Annotated in this window: 13 protein-coding genes and 1 tRNA gene; 12 read left to right on the top strand and 2 right to left on the bottom strand. The window is 73.1% G+C overall.

Features of this window, described 5'->3' with window-relative positions; genetic code table 11:
• Positions 1-302: 302 nt before the first annotated feature.
• The 4 genes from FHU30_RS12440 (at position 303) to FHU30_RS12425 (ending at position 3,708) form a co-directional block, all read left to right on the top strand.
• A complete protein-coding gene (locus tag FHU30_RS12440; protein WP_308211277.1) occupies positions 303-1,250 on the top strand; it encodes an aldo/keto reductase in 948 nt (315 codons plus the stop codon).
• Between the two features lie 85 nt (positions 1,251-1,335).
• Positions 1,336-1,408 (top strand) — tRNA-Thr (locus FHU30_RS12435).
• 179 nt (positions 1,409-1,587) lie between these two features.
• Positions 1,588-2,976 carry a helix-turn-helix domain-containing protein gene (locus FHU30_RS12430; RefSeq protein ID WP_253875076.1) on the top strand — a complete coding sequence of 463 codons (1,389 nt, stop codon included), beginning with the start codon at positions 1,588-1,590 and terminating at the stop codon, positions 2,974-2,976.
• Between the two features lie 84 nt (positions 2,977-3,060).
• On the top strand, positions 3,061-3,708 hold the full coding sequence (locus FHU30_RS12425) for a dihydrofolate reductase family protein (RefSeq protein WP_253875073.1): 648 nt from the start codon (positions 3,061-3,063) through the stop codon (positions 3,706-3,708).
• A 6-nt stretch (positions 3,709-3,714) separates the two neighbouring features.
• On the opposite strand, the gene folP is transcribed toward FHU30_RS12425, so the two are convergent.
• On the bottom strand, positions 3,715-4,623 hold the full coding sequence (gene folP, locus FHU30_RS12420) for a dihydropteroate synthase (protein ID WP_253875071.1): 909 nt from the start codon (positions 4,621-4,623) through the stop codon (positions 3,715-3,717).
• A gap of 555 nt (positions 4,624-5,178) precedes the next feature.
• On the opposite strand from folP, the gene FHU30_RS12415 reads away from it, so the two are divergent.
• The 5 genes from FHU30_RS12415 (at position 5,179) to FHU30_RS12395 (ending at position 11,048) form a co-directional block, all read left to right on the top strand.
• Positions 5,179-5,922, top strand: a complete 744-nt coding sequence (locus FHU30_RS12415) for a DUF485 domain-containing protein (RefSeq protein ID WP_253875069.1) — start codon at positions 5,179-5,181, stop codon at positions 5,920-5,922.
• Complete coding sequence (locus FHU30_RS12410; RefSeq protein WP_253875067.1) at positions 5,919-7,664, top strand: monocarboxylic acid transporter; 1,746 nt, start codon at positions 5,919-5,921, stop codon at positions 7,662-7,664. Before FHU30_RS12415 ends, FHU30_RS12410 begins: the two co-directional genes overlap by 4 nt.
• A 162-nt stretch (positions 7,665-7,826) precedes the next feature.
• Entirely contained in the window at positions 7,827-8,309 is a 483-nt protein-coding gene (locus FHU30_RS12405; protein ID WP_253875065.1) for a hypothetical protein, read from the top strand.
• A gap of 229 nt (positions 8,310-8,538) precedes the next feature.
• The gene (locus tag FHU30_RS12400) at positions 8,539-10,638 is read left to right on the top strand and encodes a S8 family peptidase (protein ID WP_253875063.1); all 2,100 of its coding nucleotides are present in this window, start codon (positions 8,539-8,541) and stop codon (positions 10,636-10,638) included.
• A 104-nt stretch (positions 10,639-10,742) separates the two neighbouring features.
• Positions 10,743-11,048 carry an SHOCT domain-containing protein gene (locus tag FHU30_RS12395; protein WP_253875061.1) on the top strand — a complete coding sequence of 102 codons (306 nt, stop codon included), beginning with the start codon at positions 10,743-10,745 and terminating at the stop codon, positions 11,046-11,048.
• Positions 11,049-11,101: 53 nt separating this feature from the next.
• On the opposite strand, the gene FHU30_RS12390 is transcribed toward FHU30_RS12395, so the two are convergent.
• Positions 11,102-11,668, bottom strand: a complete 567-nt coding sequence (locus tag FHU30_RS12390; RefSeq protein WP_253875059.1) for a MarR family winged helix-turn-helix transcriptional regulator — start codon at positions 11,666-11,668, stop codon at positions 11,102-11,104.
• Positions 11,669-12,006: 338 nt separating this feature from the next.
• Between FHU30_RS12390 and FHU30_RS12385 the strand changes: the two genes are divergently transcribed.
• From FHU30_RS12385 to FHU30_RS12375, 3 genes are all read left to right on the top strand, one after another.
• Complete coding sequence (locus tag FHU30_RS12385) at positions 12,007-12,300, top strand: DUF3263 domain-containing protein (RefSeq protein WP_253875326.1); 294 nt, start codon at positions 12,007-12,009, stop codon at positions 12,298-12,300.
• Positions 12,301-12,319: 19 nt separating this feature from the next.
• The gene (otsB, locus tag FHU30_RS12380) at positions 12,320-13,138 is read left to right on the top strand and encodes a trehalose-phosphatase (RefSeq protein WP_253875057.1); all 819 of its coding nucleotides are present in this window, start codon (positions 12,320-12,322) and stop codon (positions 13,136-13,138) included.
• Between the two features lie 254 nt (positions 13,139-13,392).
• Complete coding sequence (locus tag FHU30_RS12375; RefSeq protein ID WP_253875055.1) at positions 13,393-14,541, top strand: hypothetical protein; 1,149 nt, start codon at positions 13,393-13,395, stop codon at positions 14,539-14,541.
• Positions 14,542-14,634: the final 93 nt, after the last annotated feature.

Below are 14,634 nucleotides of genomic sequence, written 5' to 3'. Positions count from 1 at the left end.
CACACCGCGCCCCCTGAACCAGCGCGCCCCTGGGGGCGCGCTCCCTCTTGGGCCGCGCTCGCTCCTGAGCCATGGTGCGTCCAAAGTGTGGGGCGCCGCTCGTCCCAGGACGTCTCGCCGTCCGCTCCGGCTGGGCCTGTTCAGGGCGGCGACCGGGACGGCCTTGAGCGGCGGTGCGGACGCGCGTTCTGGGGGAGCGGCCGGATCGTGGGCGTGCCCGGGGCGGGGGCGGCGCGGTTAACGGCGGGCGTTCGTCCTGGGTAACGTCGGTTCTGGCACAACGTACGGAACCGGAGGAATCTGTGGACAAGCGCGATATTGGCGGACTGTCGGTCGGTGCGGTGGGCCTGGGGTGCATGGGGATGACGCACGCCTACACCGTGGGCGAGCGGGACGAGGCGGAGTCGGTCCGGGTGATCCACCGGGCGGTCGACCTCGGCGCGACGCTGATCGACACCTCCGACGTGTACGGCCCGTTCACCAACGAGGAGCTGGTCGGGCGCGCGCTGAAGGGCCGCCGGGACGAGGTCGTCCTCGCCACCAAGGTCGGGCTGCGCATCCCGCCGGGCGAGGACAACCGGGCGATGTACCGGGACGGCCGTCCCGAGCACGTCCACGCCGCCGTCCGGGACTCGCTGCGCCGCCTCGGCACCGACCGCATCGACCTGTACTACCTGCACCGGGTGGACGACCAGGTCCCGCTGGAGGAGACCTGGGGCGCGCTCGCCGAGCTCGTCGCGCAGGGCCTGGTGCGGAAGCTCGGAATCTCGGACGTCCGGCCCGAGCAGATCGCGACGGCGCATGCCATCCACCCGGTTGCGGCCGTCCAGAACGAGCTGTCGCTGTGGACGCGCGATGACGAGGTGGTCGCCTGGACGGCCGAGCACGGCGTCGGGTTCGTCCCGTACTCCCCGCTGGGGCGCGGCTTCCTGACCGGCCAGTACACCTCCGCGGCGGACTTCGGCAAGGACGACTTCCGCGCCCGCCTGCCGCGCTTCGCGGACGAGGCGCTCAAGGCGAACCTGGCGATCGTGGACAGGGTCCGCGCCGTCGCCGACCGGCACGGAGCGACGCCGGGACAGGTCGCGATCGCCTGGACGCTGGCCCAGGGCGGCCATGTCGTCCCGATCCCGGGAACCAAGCGGGTGTCGCGGCTGGAGGAGAACTGCGCGGCCGCGGATCTCGTCCTCACGCAGGCCGACCTGGACGAACTCGCCGAGGTCCCGCCTCCCGTGGGGACGCGGTACTGACCCACGCCGTCCTCTGATCGCACCCGGCCGGGTGCGATCAGAGGGCGCGCGTTGCCGTCCGTTCGACTACGATGCGGACGTACTCGCCGGCGTGGCTCAATTGGCAGAGCATCTGTCTTGTAAACAGAAGGTTAGGGGTTCAAGTCCCCTCGCCGGCTCGGGACGACCAGGGCGTCACCCCAACGGGGTGCCGCCCTGGCTCTTTCGGTAGCACCTTCCGCCACTGTTCGCCCCTCGCGTCCCGTTCACGCATGCCGCCGAGCGAGGAACGCGCGGGCCGTCCGGGGCATCGAAGAAGGGGACGGCCCGACACCCGCGACGGAATGAGGGAACCCCCGTGCACGCCTGGCAGCCCCTTCCCGAGTCCCTCCCGCCGGAGGTCCGGCGGCTGACCGTCCGGCTCCGCGACATCAAGGACGCCGCCGGGCTGAACCTGGACGTGCTCGCGCGCAGAACCCCGGCCAGCCGGTCCGCCTGGGGCCGCTACCTCAACGGCCAGGCCCTGCCGCCCCGCGAGGTCGTCGCCGCCCTGGCCGCCCTCGCGAACGCCGACCACCACGCCCTCCTGGCCCTCTGGGACCTGGCCGACCACGCCCACCGCCACCGCCAACCACCCCCGCCCAGCAACGACACCCCCCGCAAGAACGCAACGAGCAACGACGCGAACAGCCAGCACGCAAGTCGCGAGGCCACACCCCGCCACAACGGCTCCAACCCCCACGCCCCCGGGACCCACGCGTCCGACGCCCACGCCCCAGGCACCCACGCGTCCGACACCCACGTGCCAGGGGCCCACGCGTCCGACGCCCACGTCCCGGGCGGCCAGGCGCCGGGCGCCCACACTCCGAGCGGTGACGCGCAGGGCCCCCACGCGCAGGGCCCCCACGCGTCGGGCCCCCACGCGTCGGGCCCCCACGCGTCGGGCCCCCACGCGTCCGGCGCCCACGGCTCCGGCGCCCGCGCGCCCCGCGCCCATGGCCTGGGCGCCCAGGCCATGGGCAGCGACGCCTCCGGCTCGCATGCGTCGGGCCCTTACGCGTCCGGTGGTGGTGCGTCGGGGCCGCATGCTCCTGGGGCGCATGGGGATGGTGGCCAATCGGCTGGGGCGCGTGCGTCGGGGTGGGATGCGTTTGGTGGGGGACTTGGTGGTGCGGCGGGCGGTTCGCGTGGGGGGACGGACGCGGAGGAGGCGCCTCGGGCTGCTTGGCGGCGGGTGCGACGGGTGCTGGTCGTGGGCGCCGGGGCGGTGGTGATCGGGGTCGGTGTGGGCCTGTGGTTGGGGACGTCCCCGTCCAAGCCGGACACCTCGTCCCCTCCGACCGCCGCGAGCACGACCGGCTCGGCCGGCGGGTCAGCGGCCCCGACCAGCCCCCTTCCGGTGTCCACAGCAGGCGTGAACTGCAGGGACGCGGCGTGCGAGCAGCAGTCGCCCACCGCGCGCGGCTGCGTTCGCGATGCGGTCACCGCCGCGACCGTCCACGTCGACCATGCCCTTGTGCATCTGCGGTACAGCCCGTCCTGCCGTGCCGCGTGGGGGGACCTGGAGCAGGGACGCCTCTACGACCGGATCGAGGTGGCGGTAGGCGGCCACAGCGCGAAGGCCAAGGTGCGGTCATCGGGAGGGGCCACCAGCACTCCGATGCTGGCGGCCCCCGATGCCGCATCGGCGACCGTGTGCGCGAGCCTCGTCACGGGCGCCCGCCAATGCGGCTCCGCTCACCTGTAGCACTGGAAGTAGTGCCGATGGGGGGATGCGCTCTCGGCGCGGGGCGGGACGTTTGCAGGCGGGGAACTCGTCCAGAATCGGGGTGTGGACATTGACGAGCTGCTGAAGCGGTACGCCTATCCCGACCGGACGCCCTGGCTGCGGGCGAACATGATCGCGACGCTGGACGGCGGGATCCAGTACAAGGGCGACACGGCCGCGATCGGCTACCCCCTGGACCACCGGCTCATGGAGGGGCTGCGCGGGCTCGCCGACATCGTGATCATGGGGGCGGCGACCGTGCGGGAGTACGACTCCTGGCCGGACGACGCGCCGCCGCTCGCCGTCGTCTCGCGCAGTCTCGACCTCGACTTCGAGGGCGGGGTCTTCGAGGGCGGCCGGACGATCGTGGTCACCTGCTCGTCCGCCCCCGAGGAGCTGCTCGACAAGGCGTCCGGACGCGCGGACGTGATGCTCGCGGGCGAGACGTTCGCCGACATCGGCCCCGCACTGGACGCCCTGGCCGAGCGCGGCTACCAGCGGATGCTGTGCGAGGGCGGTCCGAGGCTGCTCGCGCAGGTCGCGGCGGCCGGATGGCTGCACGAGCTGTGCCTGACGCTCAGTCCCATGGTCACGTCCGGCGACGCGTCCCGGATCATGAACGGCCCGGTCCTGGACACACCGCACCGGATGCGCCTCATGCACGCCATCCCCGACAGCGACTACCTCTTCACCCGATACGCCATCGAATAGCCGCCGTCAGCCGACGTTGTGCTTGGTGTAGGCGGGCGCGCGCCAGCCGAGGACGGCCTCGGTCATGCGGACGGCGTCCACCGCCTGCCGGACCTCGTGCACCCGGACGATCCGGGCGCCGAGCATGATCGACGCGACGGTGACGGCGATCGTCCCCTCGACCCGCTCGCGCTGCGGCCGGTCCAGGGTCTCGCCGATGAAGTCCTTGTTGGAGATCGCGGCGAGCAGCGGGTAGCCGAGGTCGGCGATCTCCGGCAGCCGCCGGGTCAGCTCCAGCGAGTGCAGGGTGTTCTTGTTCAGGTCGTGGCCGGGGTCGATGATGATCCGGTCCGGCGCGACCCCGCGGTCCAGCGCGAGCTTCACCCGGTCGCGCAGGAACTCGGCGACGTCGGCGGCGATGTCGGCGTAGACCGGGCGCGGGTAGCGGGTGCGCGGCTCGGCCAGGCTGTGCGTGATGATCAGGCTGGCGCCCGTCTCGGCGACCACGTCCGCGAGCCGCGGGTCGTGCAGGCCGGTGACGTTGTTCAGCACGTCCGCGCCGCCCGCGAACGCCGCGCGCGCGACCTCCGGGTGGTAGGTCTCGACGGAGATCACCGCGTCGGTGCGGGCGCGCGCCGCCTCGATCACCGGGAGCACCCGGTCGATCTCCTCCTGCGGCGAGACCTCCGGGCCGGGCGCGAACGGGACGCCGCCGATGTCCAGCCAGTCCGCGCCCTCGTCCAGCGCCTTCTCCACCGCCGCGACGGCCTTGTCCAGCGCGAACGTGCTGCCCTGGTCGTGGAAGGAGTCCGGGGTCCGGTTGATGATCGCCATCACCGCGACCTGCCGGTCGAAGTCGAAGGAGCGGCGCCCGATCGTCCGCCTCGGGCTGACGAGCTCGGGGGCGTAGACCCGGTGCGGGACGGCTCCTGGCACGATGACCTGCCTTCTCCGGTGCTTGCGGCGCGGCCGGTTCGCCCGGCCCTGTCCTGGTCGCCTCACCCTATCCGCGCGGTCCCCGCCGGCGGCCGCGGCTCGTCCGCCGGGCGCGGTCCCCGGATCGGCGTGTGAATGCTTATCCGGAGCGCCGCATCATTGCATCAGAATTGCCGCGGGTCCCGCTTTGGCGGCGGTGACCGGACGCGGTCCTTGAACGGGGCGCAATTCCGTCAGACGGGCCGTCGGATGCACTCATCGGGCCGTTGCCCAGGGGGGACGGGCGGCTTCCGGAAGCGGCACCGGAATGTGACGCCACTTGGGACCTCTGGGGAAATAGTGGAAAGGGATGACGTGCGGGGTCGCAACGTGACCGCCGCTCGGCACTTCTTCCAAGCATTCTCGGGAAGTGGCCCGTGCGCACCATGATTGTTTGATCTCATAGTGAAGTCACGTCACTACATAGAGTCATGGTGAGTCAGGGAGGGCCAGATGGTCTGGGACTCGAGACCACCGGAGCGCAGGGGGAACGGCCGGGGACGAGGACAACCGGTCGTGCGCTACGCGGTCATGGCGCGTGACGAGAGGTTCCGCCTGCTGAGAAGGAGGTTCGCCCGGCTGGCCCTGGCGATCGCGGGCTCCTTCCTCGGCTGGTACTTCCTCTATGTCGCGCTCTCGGCGTTCGCGCGCGGTTTCATGGCGCGCGCGATCGTCGGCAACATCAACGTCGCCCTGGTCCTCGGCGTCCTGCAGTTCGTTTCCACGTTCGCGCTGGCCTGGTGCTACGCGCGCTATGCGAGCGCGTCGCTCGACCCGGTCGCGTCCGTCCTGCGGGACGAGGCGGACGCCCCGGCCGCGATCCGAGCAGGCCGGCAACGCGCCGCCCTGCACCCCGGCGAGGCCGCGGAAGCTCGGCATCCCGGCGAGGCCGCAGACGTCCCGCACCCCGGTGAGGCCGCGGACGCCCGGCTCCCCGGTGAGGCCGCGGAACGGCACCACGGCGAGGTCGCGGAAGCCACGCCCCTCGCCCCCGCACCCCCGCCGACCGAAGCGCAACCGGTGATCGCGTCACGCGCCGAATCGCGACCACCCGCGCAGCCGCCCTCCGAGGAGGGGCGTGCAGTGCCGGTGGCCGAGGCGACGCAGCCCTTACCGGTCGTGGCTCCGCACGTGCCGGAGCAGGCGCGGAACGACGAGGCGGACCCGGCGCGAGGGCATCCGGAGCCGGGGGCGGCGCCGGAGGGCTCGGACGCCTGGTCCGGCAAGGCGGTACGACCGGATCCGGGGTGGTTGGGATGATCAGTCAAATCCTCGCGGGGGCAGCGTCGGCATCGGCAGCGGTGCCGGCGCACGTCCATGCTCCGGGCACGGCCAGCGACAACGGCCGGGCCGTCACGTTCGGGTTGTTCGTGTTCTTCATCGTGGTCACGCTCGGGATCACAGTGTGGGCGCGGCTCAACACCAAGAACGCGGTCGACTACTACGCGGGCGGGCACGCGTTCTCCGGCCCGCAGAACGGGATCGCGCTCGCGGGCGACTACATGTCCGCGGCGTCCTTCCTGGGCATCGCCGGGATCATCGCGCTGTCCGGCTACGACGGGTTCCTGTACTCGATCGGGTTCCTGGTGGCGTGGCTGCTGACGCTGCTGCTGGTCGAGCTGATGCGCAACGCGGGCCGCTTCACCATGGCGGACGTGCTGAGCTACCGGGTGCGCAGGCAGCCCAAGGTCCGCACGGCCGCCGCGGTGTCCACGGTGACCGTGTCGGTGTTCTACCTGCTGGCGCAGATGGTCGGCGCGGGCGCGCTGGTGGCGCTGCTGCTCGGCATCCACCCCGGCGAGACGTTCATGGGCATGTCGGCCGAGGCCGCCAAGACCTGGACGATCGTCGCGGTCGGCGCGCTGATGATCTTCTATGTGATGTTCGGCGGGATGAAGGCCACCACCTGGGTGCAGATCATCAAGGCCGTGCTGCTGATCGGCGGCGCGATCGTGCTGACCGTGCTGGTGCTGGCCCGGTTCGGGTTCAACCTGTCCGGGCTGCTCGGGTCGGCGGCCGAGTCGTCCGGCAAGGGGACGGCGTTCCTGCAGCCCGGCCTGAAGTACGGCAAGGACGTCCCGGGGGACGGGTTCCAGACGCTGATGAACAAGCTCGACTTCATCAGCCTGGCGCTCGCCCTGGTGCTCGGCACCGCGGGCCTGCCGCACATCGTCACCCGGTTCTTCACCGTCCCGGACGGGCGCGCCGCGCGCACCTCGGTGAACTGGGCGATCGGGCTGGTCGGCGCGTTCTACCTGATGACGCTCGCGCTCGGGTTCGGCGCCGCGGCGCTGGTCGGGCGCAAGGCGATCATCGCCCAGGACCCGGCCGGCAACACCGCCGCGCCGCAGCTGGCCAAGGCCGTCGGCGACCACATCGGCGGCCCGGTCGGCGGCGACCTGATGCTGGCGTTCATCGGCGCGGTCGCGTTCGCGACGATCCTCGCCGTGGTGTCGGGGCTGGTGCTGGCGTCCTCGACCTCGCTCGCGCACGACTACTTCGGCCACGTGCTGATGTTCGGCCGCCCGCGCGAGTCGCAGGAGGTCGCGGTCGCCCGGTTCGCGGCGTGCCTGATCGGGGTGCTCGCGATCGTCCTCGCCGTGATCGCCAAGAACATGAACGTGGCCTTCCTGGTCGCGCTGGCGTTCGCGATGGCGGCCGCGGCGAACCTGCCCGCGATCACGCTGTCGCTGTTCTGGAAGCGGTTCAACACGGCCGGGGTCGTCGCCGGGATCTACGGCGGCCTGATCAGCTCCCTGGTGCTGGTCTTCTTCTCCCCGGTCGTGTCCGGCAAGGTGGACCCGCTCACCGGCGCGAGCCTGTCGCTGTTCCCCAAGGGCGTGGACTTCCACTTCTTCCCCCTGGAGAACCCCGGCCTCGTGTCCATCCCCTTCGGGTTCCTCTGCGCCGTCATCGGCACCTTCCTGGGGCGGGAGGAGGCCGACACGCGCCGGTACGACGAGCTCTCGTTCCGCTCGCTGACCGGCGCCGGCTCGGTCTGACCCGTCCGGACGGGCGGGGTGCGCGCTCTCGCCGCACCCCGCCCACCCGGACGACCGCCGTCCGCCCGCCGCGCGGGCCGCTCGGGCAGTGATCACTTTCGTGAGAGGACTAACACCCCCGGACGGCCTGGGGTTACCCGCCGGTACGGCAGGCTGGTGGGCATGAAGCCGAAGTCCACGCTCGCCCTCGCCTGCTCGACCGGAGGGACGGTGCTCGCCACCGCCCTCGCCACGGCGGGCGTCGCGGCGCTGCTCGCGGGCTGCGGCGGCGACGGCGGCTCGGCCACGGCGAAGTCCGCCCCGTCCGCCCGCTCCTACCAGGACACGGCCGAGATCGGACGCGCCCTGCGCGAGGACGGCGCGACCGGGTGCAGCGTGGACGCCACCCGCGTCGAATGCCGCTACCAGGGACGCTACGTCGCCGCGACCGTCCTCGCGCCCGAGCTCGGCCTCACGATGGACACCGCGCTGCGCAGCTGGCGCAGCGGCGTCGGCCAGAGCGCGCTCGGCGAGAACGGCTCCTTCGCGATCCTCCAGGGCCCGAACTGGCTGCTCACCGGCCCCGGCGAGCTCGTCGACAAGGCCCGCGCCGACCTCGGCGGCCGCGCCTACCACTGCAACCACCCCTTCGGTACCTGCTCCTGACCCCGCCCGCCCGTCGCGGACGTCCTCCGGGGCCGCGGGCCGGAGCGCCGTTACCAGCGGGGTTCGCGGTGGTTCCGCGACCGGTGGTCCGGCGCGCGTCCCGAAGTGCGGGAGTGCCGGGGCCGCCTCGGAGCGTCATGGCAGAATGAGGGCCCCCGACCGGTCGGCCGTCCGCCGCCCGGGCGGATCGGAACTCGTGGAACGCGGCCGACGGCCGGGAGGAGGTGCGGTGCCGCTGCCCTCTGACGGCCGCCGCGCCACCGGCCGGAAGCACCGCCGGCGTGCGGCGGCGCGCCCGCCCGTCCGCACCGCCGCGGCGCTGACCGCGCTGACCCTCGCGTCCGCCGTCGGCGTCCCGATCGCGTTCGCGCCGTCGTCCGGGCTGGACCCGCTCGCGGCGAGATCGAGCGCCGCGACGTCCCAGACCGCGCGCGGCACCGCGGCCGGCACGTCGAGGACCGGCGCGCGCCAGGCCGCCGCGCCGCTGCCCTTCCCGCAGGCGCCGGACGGCCCGGTGGACATGATCCGGTCGCGCGAGTGGCACCTGTCGGCGCTGCACGTGCCGAAGGCGTGGAAGCAGTCGCGCGGCGCGGGCGTCGTCGTGGCCGTCCTCGACACCGGCGTGGACAAGCACCACCCTGACCTGACCGGGCGCGTCATCACCGGCCCCGACCTCACCGGCGGGACGCGCCGTCCGGGCAGCAAGTACTGGGGCCTGCACGGGACGTCGATGGCCAGCATCATCGCCGGGCACGGGCACGGACCCGGCGGCTCGCAGGGCGTGATGGGCGTCGCGCCCGCCAGCCACGTGATGTCGCTGCGCGTGACGTGGGAGAACGACGATCCCATGCGCAAGGACGACGCGCAGGTCAACCACGCCCGGGACGCAATCGCGCAGGGCATCCGGTACGCGGTCGACCACGGCGCGACCGTCATCAACATGTCGCTCGGCGGCGGCAAGCAGTACTATGACGGCGACTCGTCCGAAGAGGACGCCATCCGGTACGCGCAGAGCAAGGGCGTCGTGCTCATCGCGTCCGCCGGGAACGACGGCGCGGGCGCGAACCGCAAGAACTTCCCGGCCGCCTACCCGGGCGTGATCGCGGTCGGCGCGCTCGACCACGACATGCACGAGTGGAAGGACAGCAACCGGCACCCGTACGTCGCGGTCTGCGCGCCGGGCGTCGACATCGTCAGCGCGGACGCCGACGACGGCTACGTGGTCGGGACGGGGACCAGCCCGTCCTCGGCGATCGTCGCCGGGATCGTCGCGCTGCTGCGGTCGCGCTACCCGTCCATGAGCCCGGACCAGGTGCGGCAGGCGCTCGTCGAAGGCTCGACGGGGAAGGGGACCAGCCCGTCCGGGAGCTGCCCCGGTTCGCTGGACGCGGCGCGCGCGATGGCGGCGGCCGCGCGGATCAGCAAGGAACCGCCGAAACCGTCCGCTCCGGCCGTCCGCAAGGACGCGCCTACCGCGAGCACCTCGAACAGCGATTCCGACCGCATTTACCTGGCGATCCTCGGCGGCGGCGGGGCGCTGGTGCTGATCGGCCTCTTCCTGGGCTGGCGGCAGCGCCGCCGTCCGGACGAGGACGACGGGCTCGTCCCGCCTCCTGCCCCGGTCCCCGCACCGCGCCGGTCGGCACCGCCGGTCGAGTCCCCGCCCGTGGTCTCCTTCCAGCCCGCCCCGCCGCGCCCCGCACCTCCAGCGACTCCCGCGGCGGAACCGCTGGCCGCCCCGACCTTCTCCGGCGAGCCGTCCGACTGGACACCGCCGCCGCCTCCGCGCCCCGTGCCGTCCACACCAGAGCCCGAGCGTTTCACCGAGCACGAACCTGAGCGGCCTTCCGAGTTCACGCCGCTTTCGCAGGAGCCTGGGCGTTTCGCCGAGCCCGCCCCGCCGACATCTGAGCGTTTCGCCGAGTCCGCATCGTCCTCCGGGCCTGCTTACCCGGACGAGGGCGAGGTGCCTTCCGCGTTCGATCCGCTGGCCGATCCGTTGCAGGGGCCGGGGTCGGTGCAGGGAGCGGGGCCGCTGAGCGAGCAGGAGGCGCGGCCCGTGGAGGACGAGCCGGGCCTCAGCGACGAGGAGTGGGAACGCTTCCGGCGCGGCGTCCTAGCCGAGGCCGAGCAGCCCGCCCCGCCGCCGATGCCGCCGCTGGAGGACCTCCAGACCGGAGCCGTGCCGGACGCGCCGCCGCCGGGCCTCGCGGACGCCAACGGCCACGGCCCGATGCCCTCCGCGCCGGACGACGCCGCCGGGCACAGCCCGCGCCGCCGCCGTCCGGTGGTCGCGGACGACGACGACTACCGTCCGCCCTGGTGGTGAGGCGCCTACCCCGCCGGGCGTAGGGCCGAAGCCGCCGCTCGTACGACGACACGCCGCGGACCCTCCACGGAGCATCGGACCATCCGAACCGGAGGAGGAGTCCGATGCACACGCTGATGATCACCGCCGCGCAGCCCGGCTGGCACGACCACGGAGGCCCCGGCTGGTGGGCGATCTTCCCGATCACCTTCGGGCTGCTGTGGCTGTCCGCGATCGGGTTCGTCGGTTTCCAGATCGCCAAGCGCCGCCGCCGCGGCCGGCGCTTCCCGCACCCGGCCGGACCGCGACCGGGCGCGGACACGGGCAAGCAGCGCCCCGAAGACCTGCTCGCCGAGCGCTTCGCCCGCGGCGAGGTTGACGAGGACGAGTTCCACTCCCGCATGTCCGCCCTCCGCGCCGAGCGCGAATGACCGCGCAGCCCGCGCCCGCCCTCCGCGCCGAGCGGGGATGAGGGGGCGCGGGGTCAGTCGGCGCCGGCTTCGCGGAAGATGCGTTCGACGCCCTCGGGGTCCATCATCGCGGGGGACTTCGCGGCGGCGTCGGCGAAGCGGGTGAGCAGCCGGGCGAACTCGGCCTTCTCGTGGCCGGTCCAGCCGCTCATCAGCTCGTCGAAGTAGGCACGGCGGAACCGGTCGGCGACCTGCCGGACGCGGTCGCCGGCGTCGGTCAGCCCGAGGTTGGCGCGGCGCGCGTCCACCGGGGACGGGCGGCGCGACACCAGGCCCGCGTCGATCGCGTGCCCGACCAGCCGGCTCGCGGTGGACGGGTCGATCTCCAGCCGCTCGGCGACCGCGCCGACCGTGACCTCCGGGCCGTCCGTGCAGGCCGCGAGGGCGGCGACGGCGTGCACGACCATCAGGTTGGACAGCTGGATCGGGCGCCCGCCCGGCCCGGACGAGGTCTGCGCCCGGATCTTGCGCATCAGGTCCGGGCGGGCCCAGACGCGGCGCAGGTGGAACAGCGCCAGCGCGATCTCGGAGAGCGGCGGGTCCGGCTCGGGACCCGGACCGGAGGGCTTCTCGGTCGCCATGCTCGTCCTCCGTTCGCGTGGTGGCCCGCCGTACGGCCCGGCGGCACGGATGCACAATGCACATATTAACGCGGGCCGGCTGGGAGTATCCCGAGTGCGAGCTGAGCCTTTGCCGAGACAGGCCCCCGCGCGCCCTCGCCCGGGCCTGCGGCGGGGTGGGTGGCCGTTCCGCGCGAACCGCCGGAGAATGTCCGCCGGGACGCGTAGAGTGGCCTCGGCCGAACCCGGACGACCCGGGATCAGTGACCACCAAAGGGGACGCCACGTCGGCGGCGGACGCTCCCGGCGACGGTTCCCAACAGGACGGCAGCATGAACGATGGCTCACCCCTGCCCCCGATGAACGAGGGCCGGGAAGACGACGAAGCAGCCTTCCCGGCCGACCTCCTGTCCGAGCGCGACCGCCAGATCCTCGCCTTCGAGCGCCAGTGGTGGAAGTACGCCGGAGCCAAGGAGCAGGCCATCCGCGAGACGTTCGACATGTCGGCGACGCGGTACTACCAGCTCCTCAACATCCTGATCGACCGACCCGAAGCGCTGGTGCACGACCCGATGCTGGTCAAGCGCCTGCGCCGGATGCGCACCCAGCGGCAGCGGCAGCGCGCCGCGCGGCGGCTCGGCATCCGCCCCTGACGTGGCCGACACTGGTCACGTGCAGCCTTCCTCCCGCATCACCCCCGAGGGCGAGGACGCCCTCGCCGCCCTGCGCGCGAACCCCGGCGGGGCGGTCCTCGGCTTCGATTTCGACGGCACGCTCGCGCCGATCGTGGACGATCCGGCGGCGGCCCGGGCGCATCCCCGCGCCGCCGCCGTCCTCGCCGCGCTGGCCCCGCGCGTCCGGGCGCTGGTCGTGGTGACCGGCCGGCCGGCGAAGACCGCGGTCGAGTACGGCGGCTTCGAGGGCATCGACGGCCTGGTCGTGCTCGGGCAGTACGGCGCGGAGCGCTGGGAGTCCGGCGCGCTGACCTCGCCCGAGCCGCCGCCGGGCGTCGCTGCGGTGCGCGCCAAGCTGCCGCGCGTGCTGGAGTCGGCGGGCGCGCCGCCCGAGACGTTCGTGGAGGACAAGGGCCGCGCCCTCGCCGTCCACACCCGGCGCTGCGCGGAACCGCAGGTCGCGCTCGACCGCCTCCGCGGCATCATGGACGCGCTGGCCGAGCGGCACGGCCTGGTCGTGGAGCCGGGACGGTTCGTCCTGGAGCTCCGTCCGCCCGGCATGGACAAGGGCGTCGCGCTGAACACGTTCGTCGAGGAGACGGGCCGTCCGTCCATGCTGATGTTCGCGGGCGACGACCTGGGCGACCTCACTGCCTACGACACCGTCGATGCCTTGCGCGCTGACGGCGTCCCGGGGCTCAAGCTGTGCAGCGGATCCACCGAGGTCACGGCCCTGGCCGAGCGTGCCGACCTGGTCGTGGACGGCCCGGACGGCGTCGTCGCCTTCCTCGAAACCCTCCTGCCGCCGTCCTCCTGACCCGTCCGGTCGGTCCCGGGCGGTCGCTGTCGCCGACCTGTCCGGCCGGTTCCGGACGTCCGGAACCCGTCACCGCGCCTCGCCACCCGAGCGGCCTCTGGCCTGCGCTTTCGTCGGGACGGGACGCCGCGTACCGCCGATGCGGGTGGGGCGGGTGCGAGTCTGGCAAACAATCAGGCAAAAATAGGGTAATTTCGCTGCGCCCGGTGGACGCGGGGTCTAGGCCGGACGAGACACAGGCGGGGAGTGCTGACGTGGACACAGAATCCGGATTGCCGGGCCGGTCCGGCGGGCCTCGCGCCACGTCCCGCGACCCCCTGGGCACCTCGGCGTCCCCGGCTCACCAGGGCTACCCGCAGCAGCCGTCCGCCCAGCCGCCCTACGCGCAGCAGCCGCACCCGCAGCAGCCGCACCCGCAGCAATCGCCGCAACCACAGCAGCCTTACGCGCAGCAACCTCCCGCGCAGCAGGCGTACGTACAGCAGCCTCCTACTCAGCAGGGATACGCGCAGGAGCCTCCCGCCCAGCAGCCGTATGCGCAGGAGCCTCCCGCCCAGCAGGCGTACGCGCAGCACCCGTCCGCTTCGCAGCCGCCCAACGCGTACGCGCATGAGGCGTCCTACGGGCCGCGCAGTTCGGACGAGATCGGCGTCAGGGAGACCAGTGGCGTCGAGGTGCGGATCGCGTCGTCCCGGAGCGAGCGCAACCGGATCCGGCGAGAAGAGCGCGGACGCTCCGGTCGCCGTAAGGGCCTCCTCGTGTGCGCGGGGGTGCTGGTGGTCGCAGCGGCGGCTGCCGGCGCGTTCGTCCTGATCCCCGGTTCGGACAGCGAGAAGGGCGACCCGGGGACGGCCGCCATCGACGGGAACCCGCCCGCCTCGTCAACGCAGTCGACCGCGATGCCGAAGACCGGAACCCCGGTGACGGTCGGCACGACGGACGGCTACCAGTACCAGCTCGCCGCCGTGGATTCAGGGGTGGGCGAGGGTGCGTCCACGCAGCAGACGACCGCGCCGTCCGGATACGGCTTCGCGTATGTCGAGTACGTCCTGTCGAACCCGACGGCCAAGAAGGTGCTGCTCGACTTCCCCGGGGACGTGTTCGTCAAGCGCACCCTGGTCCAGAGCGCGGCGCGCGGGCGCTGCATGCCCCAGGCCGGGACGCCCGAGGACATGTGCACGCCCCCGACGCACAGCGACGTCGTGCGGTCCCTGCGCGGCGGCCAGCTCATCAAGGGCGACGGCGACGACAAGTACATGCCGCCCGGTTCGGCCTACCTCGTCCGCGCGACGGTCGACGTCCCGGTCGAGAAGGAGCTGAAGACCGGCGATCTGCGCCTGTTCATCTGGAAGCAGATGTACATGGCCGACCAGACCGCCAAGGAAGCCCCCCTCCCGCACTAGAACGCCTCCAGGCACGGCGAAGGGCCGCCGCGATTCGGTCGCGACGGCCCTTCGTTTCGGTCGTGCCGGGCGGGGGCCCTGCGCAGGACGCCG

Source organism: Actinomadura rupiterrae, from assembly GCF_024172125.1.
Lineage (GTDB): Bacteria > Actinomycetota > Actinomycetes > Streptosporangiales > Streptosporangiaceae > Spirillospora > Spirillospora rupiterrae.
This window is presented reverse-complemented; position numbering and strand designations above follow the sequence as displayed.